General features: G+C 50.1%; 13 protein-coding genes. 8 read left to right on the top strand and 5 right to left on the bottom strand.

Features of this window, described 5'->3' with window-relative positions; genetic code table 11:
- Positions 1-22 precede the first annotated feature (22 nt).
- On the top strand, positions 23-256 hold the full coding sequence (locus HW115_RS18015) for a hypothetical protein (protein WP_178934693.1): 234 nt from the start codon (positions 23-25) through the stop codon (positions 254-256).
- Positions 257-525: 269 nt separating this feature from the next.
- On the opposite strand, the gene HW115_RS18010 is transcribed toward HW115_RS18015, so the two are convergent.
- The 3 genes from HW115_RS18010 to HW115_RS18000 form a co-directional block, all read right to left on the bottom strand.
- The gene (locus tag HW115_RS18010) at positions 526-3786 is read right to left on the bottom strand and encodes a ribonucleoside-diphosphate reductase subunit alpha (RefSeq protein WP_178934691.1); all 3261 of its coding nucleotides are present in this window, start codon (positions 3784-3786) and stop codon (positions 526-528) included.
- Between the two features lie 147 nt (positions 3787-3933).
- Complete coding sequence (locus HW115_RS18005; protein WP_178934689.1) at positions 3934-5013, bottom strand: ribonucleotide-diphosphate reductase subunit beta; 1080 nt, start codon at positions 5011-5013, stop codon at positions 3934-3936.
- 84 nt (positions 5014-5097) lie between these two features.
- Positions 5098-6156: a ribonucleotide-diphosphate reductase subunit beta gene (locus HW115_RS18000; RefSeq protein ID WP_178934687.1), complete on the bottom strand. Its 1059-nt coding sequence runs from the start codon at positions 6154-6156 to the stop codon at positions 5098-5100.
- An 859-nt stretch (positions 6157-7015) separates the two neighbouring features.
- On the opposite strand from HW115_RS18000, the gene HW115_RS17995 reads away from it, so the two are divergent.
- A complete protein-coding gene (locus HW115_RS17995; RefSeq protein ID WP_264373149.1) occupies positions 7016-7258 on the top strand; it encodes a PAS domain-containing protein in 243 nt (80 codons plus the stop codon).
- A 509-nt stretch (positions 7259-7767) separates the two neighbouring features.
- Positions 7768-8427, top strand: a complete 660-nt coding sequence (locus tag HW115_RS17990) for a PEP-CTERM sorting domain-containing protein (RefSeq protein ID WP_178934683.1) — start codon at positions 7768-7770, stop codon at positions 8425-8427.
- 148 nt (positions 8428-8575) lie between these two features.
- Here the strand turns inward: HW115_RS17990 and HW115_RS17985 are convergent, their stop codons facing one another.
- Positions 8576-9085 carry a substrate-binding domain-containing protein gene (locus tag HW115_RS17985; protein WP_227021650.1) on the bottom strand — a complete coding sequence of 170 codons (510 nt, stop codon included), beginning with the start codon at positions 9083-9085 and terminating at the stop codon, positions 8576-8578.
- A complete protein-coding gene (locus HW115_RS17980) occupies positions 9078-9659 on the bottom strand; it encodes a helix-turn-helix domain-containing protein (RefSeq protein ID WP_178934679.1) in 582 nt (193 codons plus the stop codon). The genes HW115_RS17985 and HW115_RS17980 overlap by 8 nt, the downstream gene beginning before the upstream one ends.
- Positions 9660-9863: 204 nt before the next feature.
- Here HW115_RS17980 and HW115_RS17975 point away from each other — a divergent pair, with 204 nt between their 5' ends.
- The 5 genes from HW115_RS17975 to HW115_RS17955 all read left to right on the top strand — a co-directional run bounded on the left by HW115_RS17975 (position 9864) and on the right by HW115_RS17955 (position 14267).
- Positions 9864-10598 carry an AraC family transcriptional regulator gene (locus tag HW115_RS17975; RefSeq protein ID WP_178934677.1) on the top strand — a complete coding sequence of 245 codons (735 nt, stop codon included), beginning with the start codon at positions 9864-9866 and terminating at the stop codon, positions 10596-10598.
- Between the two features lie 105 nt (positions 10599-10703).
- Positions 10704-11726: a TIM barrel protein gene (locus HW115_RS17970; RefSeq protein WP_178934675.1), complete on the top strand. Its 1023-nt coding sequence runs from the start codon at positions 10704-10706 to the stop codon at positions 11724-11726.
- 40 nt (positions 11727-11766) lie between these two features.
- Positions 11767-12600: a sugar phosphate isomerase/epimerase family protein gene (locus tag HW115_RS17965; RefSeq protein ID WP_227021649.1), complete on the top strand. Its 834-nt coding sequence runs from the start codon at positions 11767-11769 to the stop codon at positions 12598-12600.
- Between the two features lie 21 nt (positions 12601-12621).
- A complete protein-coding gene (locus tag HW115_RS17960) occupies positions 12622-13431 on the top strand; it encodes a sugar phosphate isomerase/epimerase family protein (protein ID WP_227021648.1) in 810 nt (269 codons plus the stop codon).
- Positions 13432-13448: 17 nt separating this feature from the next.
- Complete coding sequence (locus tag HW115_RS17955) at positions 13449-14267, top strand: alpha/beta fold hydrolase (protein WP_178934671.1); 819 nt, start codon at positions 13449-13451, stop codon at positions 14265-14267.
- Positions 14268-14269 lie beyond the last annotated feature (2 nt).

Here is a 14269-nt window from a genome sequence, read left to right as displayed (position 1 = left end):
GTTCCTCTATCCACACCCTACCATGAAAACTCTCCGTCTGTTCACCGCCGCCGCCCTGCTCTGCACCCTTCCATCATGCTCTCTGATCGGCAGCATTCTTAAACTCCCTGCCAGCCTGATGCGCTCGATCGGTCGCACCGCAGGCGTCAGCAGCCTGACCGATGAAGCCCCGTCACCCGTCGTCGAATCCCCGGCGATTCCCGCGCCTGATTCTGGAGAGGTTGATGCTTCGGAAGCCTCGACGACAGAAGAGTAGAAACATCCCCACTTTCCTGTTTCTCTGGTGAACTGGCAAGGGGCGGTTCATCGTATCCCACCGACCGGGCCATTGCCCCCTTTCGGACTGCGGAGGCTCGACTCCGCTTTTCTACTCGAGCACGCCACCACGCGGGTCAAGCCCCGCCTACCACAAAGCTCCGTCAAGCCGGAGCACTCCATAATACCACTCCGCAAAACAGAAAAAAGCCCTCCTTCTCACTCGGAGAAAGAGGGCCTGATTTTTTTCTGCTAGATTGAAGACCTCGGCTACTGACAAGCCTCACACTCTCCACCATTCAGCATGGCGTCGATCGAGCAGGCATTTTTTTCAGCCTCGGTGTATTGTTTCTTCTGACCGCTGGCCACACCACGCACTTCCTTCTTCACGTCGATGGTGGACTTCTCAATATTCGACGCCTGCAGAGTGCGCAGGTAGTAAGTGGTTTTCAGACCGGTGTGCCATGCATGTCGATACATGTGACTCAGCGTTTTCATATCCGGCTCGGCGAGGAAGAGGTTCACGGACTGCGATTGGTCGATCCACTTCTGGCGGCGTGCCGCGGCATCAATGATCGCCTTGTATCCGACACCAAACACGGTCTTGTGTTTCTCCTTGAGCGCTTCCGGCATATCCTCGATATCCGACAGCTCACCATCAAAGTATTTCAACTGATCCAGCATATCCTGGTTCCAAAGCCCCTCACTCTTGAGGTCATTGACAAGCTCACGGTTAAGCACAATGAAATCACCGGACAGGTTGCTCTTTACATAGAGGTTTTTGTAGTTCGGCTCGATACAGGGCGTCGTTCCCATGATATTGGAAATCGTTGCCGTAGGCGCGATCGCCAGCACATTGGAGTTGCGCATCCCGTGCTCGGCAATCTTCTTGCGCAGATGGCTCCAGTCCATCTTGGCACCACGCGGCACATCCACCGGCATACCACGCTCGTCTTCGAGTAAATCAACCGTGTCCTGAGGAAGAATCCCGCGGTCCCACTTCGAACCTTCGTAGCTGGAATAGGTGCCGGACTCAGCAGCCAGATCACTGGAAGCATTGTATGCATAATAGGCAATCGCCTCCATGAACTCATCGTTAAAGTCAACGGCAGCATCCGAAGCAAATGACAGCCCCTTCTTGTAGAGCGCGTTTTGCAAGCCCATCACTCCCATACCAATCGGGCGGTGACGGCTGTTGGCGGTTTTCGCAGCCTCGGTTGGATAAAAGTTGATATCGATCACGTTATCGAGTGCGCGGATCGCCACGGTAATCGTCTCCTTGAGCATATCGTGGTCAAGCGATCCATCCTTGGTGATATGGGTGTCGAGCACCACCGATCCGAGGTTACAAACGGCGGTTTCCTCATCGGAGGTATTCAGTGTAATCTCGGTGCAGAGGTTGGACGAATGAATCACACCGCAATGATCCTGAGGTGATCGCAGGTTGCAGGGGTCCTTGAAGGTGATCCAGGGATGACCGGTTTCAAAAATCATCTTCAGCATGCCCTTCCATAACTCGATCGCTGGCATCTTCCGGGTCCAGATTTTTCCATCGGCAGCCTGCTGCTCATACTCTTCGTATCGCAACTCGAAGGCTTTGCCGTAGAGGTCGTGCAAGTCCGGTGTTTCATTCGCCCTGAACAAGGACCAATCCTGTCGGGCCTCCATGCGCTTCATAAACAAATCCGGAATCCAGTTGGAGGTATTCATGTCGTGGCAACGGCGGCGTTCATCACCCGTATTTTTACGCAGCTCAAGAAAGTCTTCGATATCGTTATGCCAAGACTCGAGATAAGCGCATCCGGACCCACGGCGTTTGCCCCCTTGGTTCACGGCAACCAGCTGATCATTGTGCAGTTTCAGGAATGGAACCACTCCTTGGGACTCTCCATTGGTTCCCTGGATGTATCCGCCGGTGCCACGCACTGCCGTCCAGGAACCTCCGAGACCACCAGCCCACTTCGAGAGATACGCATTGTCAGCGATCCCACGCTGCATGATGCTTTCAATGGTATCGTCCACCTTGTACAGGTAGCAGGAAGAAAGCTGCGAGTGCAGTGTCCCGGAGTTAAACAACGTAGGCGTCGAGGAACAGAACCTCCGCCCTTTGTAGAGTGAGTAAAGACGGATGGCCCAGTCTTCTTGTTGCTCTTTTTCGCCACGGAAAAGCCCCATCGACACCCGCATCCAAAAGAACTGCGGAGTCTCGAGTCGGCGCGGTTTTTCACCGGTTTTATCCACGATCAAATAACGATCATAAAGTGTCTGGATACCGAGGTAGTCGAAGTCCAGGTCGGCAGTAGGGTCGAGCGCGACAGCCAACTTTTTAAGATCATAATGAGCCACCACCTCGGGAGAGATCCGCTTGATCTTCACGCCGTGATCAAGGTATTTCTTGAAGCTTTCCTGGTGTGCCGTTTTCAAAGCCCGGATCCCATCGGTTAAAATATTCCAATCGAGCACTTCCTCGTAAATATAAGTCAGCAGAATCCGTCCGGCAAATTTGGCAAAGTCCGCATCCTTCTCAATCAACGACTTGGCATTGAGAATAATGGTCGATTTCAAAGCCTCACGAGTGATTTCCGTTCCGATCGAACGCCGCAGTTCTTGCTCGATTTCCGCCTCGCTCAGACACAACTCCAATCCAATACATGAAAAGGTAATCCGCTTACGTAACTCGGTACCATCCCAGAATTCCGTGCCACCATCATCCTCGGTGACCACAATCATCGACTCCTGATTCGGGTCCTCGACCGGTTGTTCGTCAAGACGCATCTGCGCCCGCTGCGCACGGTAAAGGATGTAAGCTTCCGCGGCCTTGAAGTATCCCTGACGCATCAATTCCTCCTGCACCAAATCCTGAACATTTTCAATATGCGCAAAGGCTGAGTCGCCATTGCGAATCGTCTCCGTTACGGCATTGGACACCTTGACGGCGGCCTCAGGGTCTTCTTTGATGGAGAGAAAAGCCTTGCGCACCGCGATCTCAATCTTGGTCTGACTCCACGGCACCACGTTCCCATTCCGACGAATCAAGCGCACCGGCATCGTCTGGGGTTCTTCCGAAACAATCACTTCACCATTGCGCTCAAGCGAGCGGGAAAACACCAGTGATTTGGCAACATCATGGGCATCATTTTCAATCAGTGCCTTTTCGATCAAGAGGTAAAGATCATTGCGGGTAAGACGAAGCTGCCCACCGTCCTGCACTTGTTCGGTCAGAGACGTCGCCACACTGTTCGCCACATTGGAAACAAACATGCGGTTCTCATCGTTGAAAATTTTCTCTTCCGCCTCCTGTCGTGAAATAAGCAAATCGGTTAGTGCGCTACCAATCGTGTCAGCGACTTTCGCCAGTGAGAGTTCTTCTTCTTCGTGTCCGCGAGTAACCAGGATTTGCGGCACACGGTCACTGGTTTGTTCGCCGAGCACGGCACACCAATCAAACCGCTCCGATATCGGGGCGGACGCGCGGTCGGTGATAACTTTCTTCAGGGCGAGATCTTCTTCGAGGGATATGGAGCGGTACATTGGAGCAGGTTTGGTTAATTAGGGTTTTATTCGTTAGGGTTTGTTTTTTGTCAGGCACCCTGAGGTGCCGGGATCGGCCATGGAGGTCTTCTACGTGCTAAAAACCAACAAGGCTGATGGGTGTTCGGTTATTTATGAGAGAATGATTTAGAGCTCATCGTCATCGATGTTTCCAAGAGCTGTGGATTTCTGGTATTCAGTGACCCGACCTTCAAAGAAGTTTTGCTCCTTCTTGATGTCGATCATTTCGGCCAACCAGGGGAATGGGTTTTGAATATCACCTTTCAAGGGGGCCAATCCGCAACTTTCAAGGCGACGATCCGCGATGTAATCAATATACTGATGGAAGTCCTCCAGATTCAATCCAACCGCAGACACCGGCAGGCAATCGCGAATGAAGTTTTTTTCGAGCTTGATCGCCTCGGCCATCGTCTGGCGGAGTTCCTCTTTGAAGTCATCTGTCCAGATCTCCGGGTTCTCAGTAGCCAGATCCATCAGCAAATTGCGCAGCAACTCAATGTGGTTGCTCTCATCACGCAGGGTGTAGCGGAACATCTGACCAATTCCAGGAAACTTGTTCTGGCGATACAGACTGAGAATCATTCCGAACAAGCCGTAAAACTGAGTCCCCTCCATACACTGACCGAAGATAAAGGCGTTGCGTGCCAGCGCCTGTTTATTTTCAGTTAGAGACATATCCATATCGCGCCGCAGAGAGCGCGAGTTCGACACCACAAAGTCGGTTTTTTCCTGAACCGTGCGCACCCCTTCGAAAATCGCTTCACATTCATGCGGATTTAAGCCGAGTGAACTCACCATATACACCAACGAATCGGCATGAATATTTTCTTCATGAGCATGGCGGCGGAAGACCAGTTCCAACTCGGGAGCCGTCACCTGATCCCGGATCACGTGAATAATGTTATCGCCAACAATCCCTTCAGCAGCCGAAAAATAACCAATCCCCATCTTGATGATCCACCGCTCCACATCGCTGATCTCATTGCTGCGCCACTGCTCCACGTCTTTCTGCATCGGAATGTCCTCTGGCTCCCAATGGTTCGAGCGCATATCGGTATAAATGTCCCAGGCCCACTGGTATTTCAACGGGAGCAAACCAAAGCCACTGGGCCGGCTGCCTCCAATGACTCTCTTGGATTCCAGAATCTTGGCGGCCTTTTCCGAATCAAGCGGAATAGTAAAATCATCGAGTTGTGCGGTGGTCATAGCGGTGAAAGTGAGTGGTTGTCAGTGTCCTTGTACTGGCGTGTAAAAAGTAAACGGGTTTCGATCAAACCCATGCGAGGGGGTTTAGAGGTCATCATCTTCAAACGAAGTGTCGAGCGTAGCCGTGCTACTGTGACCTTCATGGGCTGAGGCCAAATGAATCTGCTCATCAAGCCACGGGTAAGGGCTGCGTGAATGGAAATATTGACGGGCCAATCCGCATGCTGCCAGACGCTCGTCGGCAAGGTATTCGATGTAAACGCCCAAGACATCGGCATCCAGCCCAACCTCCGAGATCGGCAGACTGGCAATCAACTCTTGCTCGAGTTTGACGGCATCCTTCATATGCGCGGCCAACTCATCCTTAAACTCCGCAGTCCAAAGGTCCGGGTTTTCTTCGACCATCTCCTTGATTAGCTTGTCAAACAAACGAATCCGGAATGCCACGTCACGCAGCAGATAGCTGAGAATTCGCCCCTTGCCCGGCAGCTTGTTCTGCATCGCCAGCGAGAAAATCCCGGCCCAGATGCTGTAGAACTGCGTGCCTTCCATGCACTGGTTGATCAGAAAAATATTGCGCACAATCGCCTGCTTATTCTCGGTCACCGTGGTGTCGGTATTCCGGTCAACCGGGCTGAGCCTGGAATCCATAAACGCAGCCTTGGCATTGATCACCTCCTTTGAGGCCATGACTCCACACTCCATCGGATTAATCGACAACGCACCATGCAAATACACCAGCACGTCATTGCGCGTGTTTTCTTCATGCACAAAACGACCGAATACCAGCTTGAGCTCCGGAGCCGTCAGCAAGTCGCGCACCGTGTAGATCTCATCAGAATGAAAAATCTCCTGTGCCCGCGCAAACGCGCCCAATGCCAACTTCACAAACGACTGACTCGACTCATCCAGCCTCGACCACTGGGCCAGGTCATCCCGAAGGGTGGTTTCCGCAGGCTCCCAATGTTCGTTTTTCATCTCCTTGTAGAGATCATACGCCCACTGGTATTTCAAAGGCAGGATATTGAAAAACATGGATTTGCGGCCATTGATAACTTTTTTAGCCGAGTAGGCCTCTTCAGCTTTTTCTCGGTCGAGTTCAAAGGAGCGGTCTCCAAGGGTGATGGTAATGGTGTCGGCCATGGGTCGTATGCAGCAGTCGGTAAGGGTGAAAAAATACTCGCGCCATAAGGCACGCATGAAAGGGTGAATCGGAGGGAAATGAGAGAACTTGAGGGGATGAGGGAAAGTTTGTGCTGAGTCCATAAGGAGAAAGACTCAGATTGGGGGCTTGCAGAGAGCTTTAGGAGGGGGTGAGTGGCAAAAGATGAGTGGGTGAAGGCAGGCGCTTGATAAAAAGGGTTTCTTGATTGTTTTGCAGCCTGAGAGGATTGGGATCCAGTCACCGCGCAACCTCATCATCATGCCCTGACAAACCCATTCTCGTCAATTTCATTTTGCTCATATGGTATCCACAAATTATTCACAATACAACATGTTGTGGTTTTTGAGGTTTCAAGAACCCAGGCACTCCTTGCCATTTTTTACTTGCGACACGACAAATCCTAGGAAAACCACCGCTTCCCGATGTCAGCTAACCAAGCGCTTGCCGTTAGAGTGGCACCCAAGGCGGGGGCAAAAAAAAATACGATCGACCAGATCTGCCAGCTCCCTCCTCAGAATTTTCAAAAATTTTCATTCCCGCCCGCTCTGAAGAGCAGAACACGCGAGATCATCCCATATTTCATGGGCATATAAATTTTTACGCCAACTGAAAGTCTTGATGATACAGGGGTCATGAAGAGGGCCGCTGACGAGCCCCAGGAGTCTCACCACCTCATGACATGCGTTTTTCAATCACCCCAAAGCGAGCATCTAAAAATGAGCCGACATTTTAGATGGTGCTCCCCCAGCGAGCAGCTAGGGTAGCCGAGCAATGTATGATGTCGAATTCTTTCAAAAGTATGGTCTCTGGAATCACCAGGCATCCCTGTTCGACAGTATGCCCGGATTTCTGTATTTCGCAAAGGACACCCAGCTTCGTATCGTCGCGCTCAATCAGCGACTGGCAAACAAACTGGGTCTCAAGGAGGCTAAAGACGCCTTGGGAAAAACAGATGACGAACTGCTTCCAAAAACTCTGGCTGCCGCTTACAAGGAAGATGACCTGCATGTGATTCAGACCGGTGAAACCATTCTGAACAAGGTGGAATTATACCAAGTAGTAAAACAGACGGGACGATAGCCGAGATGAATGAGTTCTTTGGTAAGGTGCGACGAAGGAATGGTGCGGGCACCATGACTAAGGAGAAACAAAGCCAAAGGAGTCATTCATCCGGAACTCTCATGGATCACGCAGTGCTTTTCCACATACCTCAACAACGATCAATCGTCTCGTCTGTTTTGCGGAGTGGTATTAGTCACTCGAGGCAAAGGTCTCGTCGATTGGTCCACAACCACCAAAGTACCACTCAGAGACACCTCCGGAAAAACCCCTCCGATCCCCACTTTCCAATCAAACTTCGTCCGCCCGAGATCTACATACCACCAATTCATAATCGTCGTATCAGCATGAGAAATGCTCTTTAGATCAACGGAAAAGGACAACTGCTACCTAACTGGACCCAGTAAAATCTCAGTAAAAAGTTCATAATTTGTTAAAACCATGCCTGAATAGCAAAGGAACGAGGTGATCCAGTTGAAATCACGGAAAATCAACTTCTTAAACAGCACAACACGAACAATAAAAACAACATGAAACTAAGTAAAACGATCGTAGCACTAACCCTATCCTCATCAGTGATGCTTGCTACAACCAATGCCGCTAGCGTAATAGCTGTCAACTTCATGAGAACCGTGACAAACGCACCAGCGCTCAATGATGGTAGCGAGTTTGGAATTTCTACATGGGTGGATGTCCTTGCGAACAACGACGCAGGCGGATCAGGGATAGATCAGGTCACGACAGACGGGGTTACCTTTACATGGGGAGGTGGCGCATGGTCAGGAGGAGGAGCTCCTACAGCGATTCACCAAAGTTATGTGGATAATGCTACAGCCTTTACGGTCACCGGTCTAGGAGCTTGGCTTACCGCTAATAGTGCTACAGGTTACACGATCCAAATCATGCAAGGATCAGACACTGCAAGCAATACCTTTGGCGATATCCTCCTCCGAGAGACCAATAGTGCGGGCTTGCTCTTGGAAACGATTGGGACAACTGGAGATACTAAGTTTTCTACTTCTTCCAGTGCAGGAGCCCATTCGGTAGATACTTTATATATCGATCCAACTAACACGAATGGAACTCGCACGAGTGTATCAGGAATCATCATTACGGCTGTTCCTGAGCCATCCAGTGCAGCGTTGATTTCTTTAGGGGGCATCAGTCTTTTACTGCGCCGTCGTAAGTAATCTATAAGAAACGAGGTTGATCCACTTTGTAAAAGGAGGAGGCTTCAGACCAATTTATAAGCTCTCGTCGTATGACGGGGGCTTTTTTTGTCAATCCGTGCAGACAAACTGAAATCTGAATTAGACATCGATGATCTAGGTTGGTCCATTATGAAGGAATAGCTTTAAGTGAAGCTCCTTGGCTGAAGGTTGAAGGCAATAAAACGGGGTCAATATCACTAGATGGGTAGTTCTCAATCCAGCTGTGAATCTGTTTGATATATTTATCAGTATGGTATTCAAAAAAAGCTGGTGAGGGCCGAAACCACTCCAAGTTGGGGCTGTTCTGTGTAACAATGAGCGAGAGGTCATTCGGGATCGTTAATTGATTCAACATACAGTATGAATAAATGGTGATCAGTTGCGTTGTCTCTGTTGCAATGAGGGCCGTTGGAGGAGTAATGGAAAAGAGGTTTTCAAGCATCTCCCACAAAGATTGAGTGTCATCTTGAATGCACGGGAGGTTGTAACTAGGGTGAAAGTCAACACCTAACGCTTTCATATCTTGTTCTAGCAGACCCCTGATTCGTTCTTTAGCATGCTCACAAGAGAAGTAGGCTAGCGTGCAAATTCGTCGATGACCTATTTGGGCAAGGTGCAAGTTGGAGTCTCTAATCATCTGCGTGATGACTAGTTGCGACAATGGGAGGGCGCAAGTGTTCATGTTCACCTCCTAAACAGATAATCCGAAGTTTCTTGTCCATGCACCATTGAATAAATGAGAAAGGAGCCTGAACGAGAATGTATATCTCGTAGGATCTGTTAGTGAGCATTTGTTGAGAAGACCGGGATATTTTGTTCGTTACAAATTCAGGGCAAACTTCAAAATCAACGTTCCAGCCCTTTCGAAGGTAATTTGAGGTTACTTTGTTTAGGATGACACGTGTAGCTACTTGTTCTGTCTGGTGATGTTTTTGCGTGAGGATAAGTAATGATTTTTTGTCCTTTTGACTGTTTTGGGAGTTAACGATATCCGAATTAATCAGGTAAGGTTTGGTGTTTGGTGTAGATAAGATAATTTTCTCATGCTTGAGCATTTCAATCGCATCGTGCATGACTCGCGGGCTTACATCCATTAATGCGCAAAGTTTTCGATAGCCCGGCAAATGGCTCTTCCACCGCCCATTACATATCTCTTTTTTCAGAATATCAGCTGTTTTTTTATTAAGGGGAGTACGGTCAGGTGGCTGCATATTAGTTTCAACTAGTTTCCTTAATTTAATCAGAACAACGGAAATGTAAACTTTGCACTGCTATAAAAATGTGAGCAGTGAGAAAACAGGGAAGGAGGCACTAGTGTCCCAAATAGAGTGGGTTCCATCTTCCAGTATGATCAACCGAACTTAAACGACATTTTAGATGGTGCTCACCCAGCGAGCAGCTAGGGTAGCCGAGCAATGTATGATGTCGAATTCTTTCAAAAGTATGGTCTCTGGGATCACCAGGCATCCCTGTTCGACAGTATGCCCGGATTCCTGTATTTCGCAAAGGACACCCAGCTTCGTATCGTCTCACTCAATCAACGACTGGCAAACAAACTGGGTCTCAAGGAGGCTAAAGACGCCTTGGGAAAAACAGATGACGAACTGCTTCCAAAAACTCTGGCTGCCGCTTACAAGGAAGATGACCTGCATGTGATTCAGACCGGTGAAACCATTCTAAACAAGGTGGAATTAGTCACTCGAGGCAAAGGTCTCGTCGATTGGTCCACAACCACCAAAGTGCCACTCAGAGACCACTCCGGAAAAATCCGCGGAGTCGCAGGTGTCACCCGCCCATTTGCTACCGGCACAAGTAGTCTGGATGCCCACTCGGAATTAGGACCGGCACTAAACATTATTCAGAAGCGCTACGCTGAAACCTTCCCCGTCAGCGAGCTGGCTCAAGCGGTCAACCTTTCAGAAAGTGCTTTTACTCGAAAATTTAAAAAGCGACTGCATATGACTCCCAAAGAATATCTCCGCCACATTCGCGTTCAGGAAGCATGCCACCAAATTGTTCAGAGTTCAGCCCCCTTGGCTAACATCGCCGCACAATGTGGCTTCTCAGATCAAAGCCATCTCAACCGGGAGTTTTCCAAACTCATCAAAGAAACGCCAAAATCCTACCGAATGAGATTTCGAGGAAATTAAAACACTAATCCATCACGCCGATTTTATCCAAAAAATAGACAGACGAGTCCAAGACAAAATAGATTAAAAGGGTAAGATCATGACTGCACCATCGCACAACCAATCATGACCTGGAAATTACACAATGCCATGTGGCCCGGCCTAGTCGGCAAAGAAGAAGGCTCCAGCGAGCCTCCAATCAGCTTGGACAGAATGCTCGAACTGACTGCTCGCAGTGAGGTCAACGGCGCACATTATCACGGTGTTGATATTTTTCTCTACCAACCTCACCTCAACATCGAGGCCGCCGAAGATGAGATCAAACAACTCGCCGATCACATCAGTTCGATGAATCTGAAGGTTGGTTCCGTGGTCGCCCCCATCTGGAAAGACACCGGCGGCGGAAGTGCCATGGGCGACAGCGATGATCGTGCTCGTTTTGTCGATGCAGTGCATAAGGCATGCCGATATACCAAAATCCTGCGTCAACATGGCGTCCGCGAATACGGGTCCATACGGATCGATTCCGCTACCAGTGTGGCCGACTGGTCCAAAGATCCAGCCGCCAACACCCGACTAATCGCGCAAACCCTTCAAGAAGCGGCACGAGTCGCAGAACAGTATGATGAAATCCTCGTTGCCGAAGGTGAAATTTGCTGGGGTGGCATGCATTCGTGGCAAGACATGCTCGACCTCTTAGAGGAAGTCGGCATGCCTGGACGTGTTGGTTTTCAGGCCGATCTCGCCCACACCTATCTCTACCTGCTGGGGTATAATGCCGAACAGCACGCCCTCATTCGTCCCGACAGCTCGGATCAGGAGTTTTGGCGAGCCTATCAAAAAATGACCGACCTGCTACGCCCGTGGACGTATGATTTTCATGTCGCCCAGAACGATGGCAGCGTGCATGGCACCGGGGCTCACGACAAAACGGGTCGCCATTGTAAAGCTGATGACGCCAACGGGAAGTTGGATATTGTCAAATGCTCATCATACTGGCTACTCAACAAAGATGGCAGCCCTCGTGAAGCGATTCAACATATCTGCTGGGACGGCTGTATGTTCCCCAACCAAGAACTCGAACAACAGTCAACCTGGAACACCATTCTGGCAACCATGCAGAAGGTCCGTTCCGAACTCACTCACTAACATTGAACCACTCACTTTTTATATGAAAATTGGAATGAATATGCACCTGTGGTCTACCCATATCACAGAAGAGCACTACGACGACATCGGGGAATTAAAGGCGATCGGCTACGATGGCATTGAAGTCTTTCTCGCCGACCCCGACCGTAAAGGTTATGTTGACTTGGGAAATTTCCTCCAGTCAATCAAGATGGAGGTCAATGGTTGCCTCGGGCTCGGCCCCGACCAAGATCCCATCTCCAAAGACCCTGAGATCAGGCAAGCAGCCGTCGATAAAATCAAAGAAGCCATCGATAACATGCACGCGGCTGGGGGCAAAAACATCTGTGGTCCTTTCCACTCTGCCTTTGCCAACTTCTCCCGCAATGCGCCGCAGGAAGATGAGTATCAACGTAGCGCCGAGGTTCTACACGAAGCCGCTGAACATGCAGCACAAGCGGGTATCACCCTCACCCCCGAAGCGCTCAACCGCTTCGAGTGCTATCTCTGCAACACCATGGCCCAACTTAAAAAATTGGTGGATATGGTAGATCATCCGAACCTCAGAGGAATGTTTGACCCGCACCATGCCAACATCGAGGAAAAATCCTTTGCTGAAGCGATCGACACGATCGCACCCGTGATGACTCACGTGCATATCAGTGAAAATGACAGAGGCACACCAGGAGCCGGCCACATCCCTTGGGATGAAGTCTTCGGGTCGATTGCCAAAACGGGCTACGACGGATGGTATTACATCGAGGCATTCTCAAGGGACGACGTCGATTTCGCCAATGCCATTAACGTTTGGCGAGAGTTCAACTCCCGCATGGACATCTGCCGTGACGGGTTCGCCTTTACCAAGGCCATGATCGAAAAACATCAGCGGCAATAAAACGAACAACCACAGCTCGTCATGAAATTTGGCAACGAATGTTACACCTGGTTTATGAAGGAATCAGGGAAGTTCTGGAATAACCAACTCGATCACATGATCGAAGTCACCGCCCAGGCAGGCATGACGGGGATCGAACCCATTCACTCCTGGATGGGCGATCTATCAGACCCCGAAAAACTCAAAGACAGCCTGCAAAGTCATGGTATCGAACTCGCAGCCATCGCCTTTGTCCAAGACTGGAACCAGCCAGAGGAAACGGATCAGGAAAAACAGGAAGCTCAAGAAACCATCGAGCTTCTCAAGCACTTTCCCGGGGCGGTGCTCTGCACAGTGCAAATGCCGACCGGCAGACACGACTTGAAGCAACGCCGCAAGAACCTGGTAGCCAATGTCAACGCCGTTTCCCGACGAGCTACGGAAGCGGGAGTGCCTTGCTCCTTCCACCCGAACTCACCTGAGACGTCGACCAACCGAACCGAAGAAGATTATACCGTCATTCTGGAAGGACTCGATGCCACAGTCACTGGTTGGACTCCCGATGTGGGTCACATCATCAATGGTGGTATGGACCCACTCAAAAAAATGAAGCAATACAGCGAGCTCATCAATCATGTTCACTACAAGGACTGGGACGGTCAACCTGAGTTTGCCCTCATGGGTGAGGGCAAGGTCGACCTCACAGGTATTACCCAGTGGCTGCATGACCAGGATTACAAAGGCTGGATTATTTGCGAAGACGAGGCACCCCAGGCGGTCGATGATCCTGACGGTGTCACAATCCACGACGGCCAATGGATTAGAGAAACACTCATCCCATCCATTCATTAACTTCAATAACGATCACGATGCCTATCCACTCCACCCACCAGTTTAACATGCACTATGAAGTGCATCAGCAGAGCAATACATCTCAAACACCTGTGATCTGCATTATGGGTATCACAGCCCCGGGATCCGTCTGGGAGGCGCACGTAGAGGTATGGAGTCAACAATTCCAATGTATCACTGCGGACAACCGAGGTGTCGGACAAAGCGATAAGCCGTCCGGCGACTACACCAGTGCCATGATGGCCGACGATTATGCCAACCTCATGGACGGGCTAGGTATTCAACAGGCTCATATTGTTGGATGCTCAATGGGTAGTATCATCGGTCAACAATTGGCAATCAGACACCCGGAAAAAGTCAAAAGCCTGGTTTTAATGTGCTCATGGGCTCGATGCGACAACTATGCCAAGTCGATCTTCTCACACATGCAGCAAACCAAAGCCCATCTCACTCCGGCTGCATTCATGGAATGGATCCAACTGCTCATTTTTCATAAACGAAGCTGGGACGATCCGGAAATGTTGGAATCGATGATCGAAGGTCGTGAAAACGCAGCCGAAGACCCGAACCCGCAACCGTTGCACGGACTACAAGGACAAGCAGCGGCATGCATCCACCACGACACACTCAATCAACTTGAACAAATCCAAGCACCTGCTTTAGTGATCGGTGGTGCCGAGGACATCTTCACCCCAGCTTGGATGGCAGAGGAAATTGATGCCAAACTATCAAACAGCACCCTCCACCTTTATCCGGAGTCCGGACATGCGTTTCATTGGGAAAACCTGGAGGACTTCAATCAACGGGTGGCTCATTTTATCAACAGCAACAACTAACT

Origin of the sequence: Oceaniferula marina, assembly GCF_013391475.1 — a bacterium.
In the GTDB taxonomy this organism is placed as follows: Bacteria; Verrucomicrobiota; Verrucomicrobiia; order Verrucomicrobiales; family Akkermansiaceae; genus Oceaniferula; species Oceaniferula marina.
This window is presented reverse-complemented; position numbering and strand designations above follow the sequence as displayed.

Coding starts and splice junctions, on each gene's coding strand:
- HW115_RS17975 (WP_178934677.1), top strand. CDS start 9,864: ATGTATGATGTCGAATTCTTTCAAAAGTATGGTCTCTGGGATCACCAG.
- HW115_RS17965 (WP_227021649.1), top strand. CDS start 11,767: ATGCACCTGTGGTCTACCCATATCACAGAAGAGCACTACGACGACATC.
- HW115_RS18010 (WP_178934691.1), bottom strand. CDS start 3,786: ATGTACCGCTCCATATCCCTCGAAGAAGATCTCGCCCTGAAGAAAGTT.
- HW115_RS17960 (WP_227021648.1), top strand. CDS start 12,622: ATGAAATTTGGCAACGAATGTTACACCTGGTTTATGAAGGAATCAGGG.
- HW115_RS18015 (WP_178934693.1), top strand. CDS start 23: ATGAAAACTCTCCGTCTGTTCACCGCCGCCGCCCTGCTCTGCACCCTT.
- HW115_RS17995 (WP_264373149.1), top strand. CDS start 7,016: ATGCCCGGATTTCTGTATTTCGCAAAGGACACCCAGCTTCGTATCGTC.
- HW115_RS17955 (WP_178934671.1), top strand. CDS start 13,449: ATGCCTATCCACTCCACCCACCAGTTTAACATGCACTATGAAGTGCAT.
- HW115_RS17980 (WP_178934679.1), bottom strand. CDS start 9,659: ATGCAGCCACCTGACCGTACTCCCCTTAATAAAAAAACAGCTGATATT.
- HW115_RS17990 (WP_178934683.1), top strand. CDS start 7,768: ATGAAACTAAGTAAAACGATCGTAGCACTAACCCTATCCTCATCAGTG.
- HW115_RS17985 (WP_227021650.1), bottom strand. CDS start 9,085: ATGATTAGAGACTCCAACTTGCACCTTGCCCAAATAGGTCATCGACGA.
- HW115_RS18000 (WP_178934687.1), bottom strand. CDS start 6,156: ATGGCCGACACCATTACCATCACCCTTGGAGACCGCTCCTTTGAACTC.
- HW115_RS18005 (WP_178934689.1), bottom strand. CDS start 5,013: ATGACCACCGCACAACTCGATGATTTTACTATTCCGCTTGATTCGGAA.
- HW115_RS17970 (WP_178934675.1), top strand. CDS start 10,704: ATGACCTGGAAATTACACAATGCCATGTGGCCCGGCCTAGTCGGCAAA.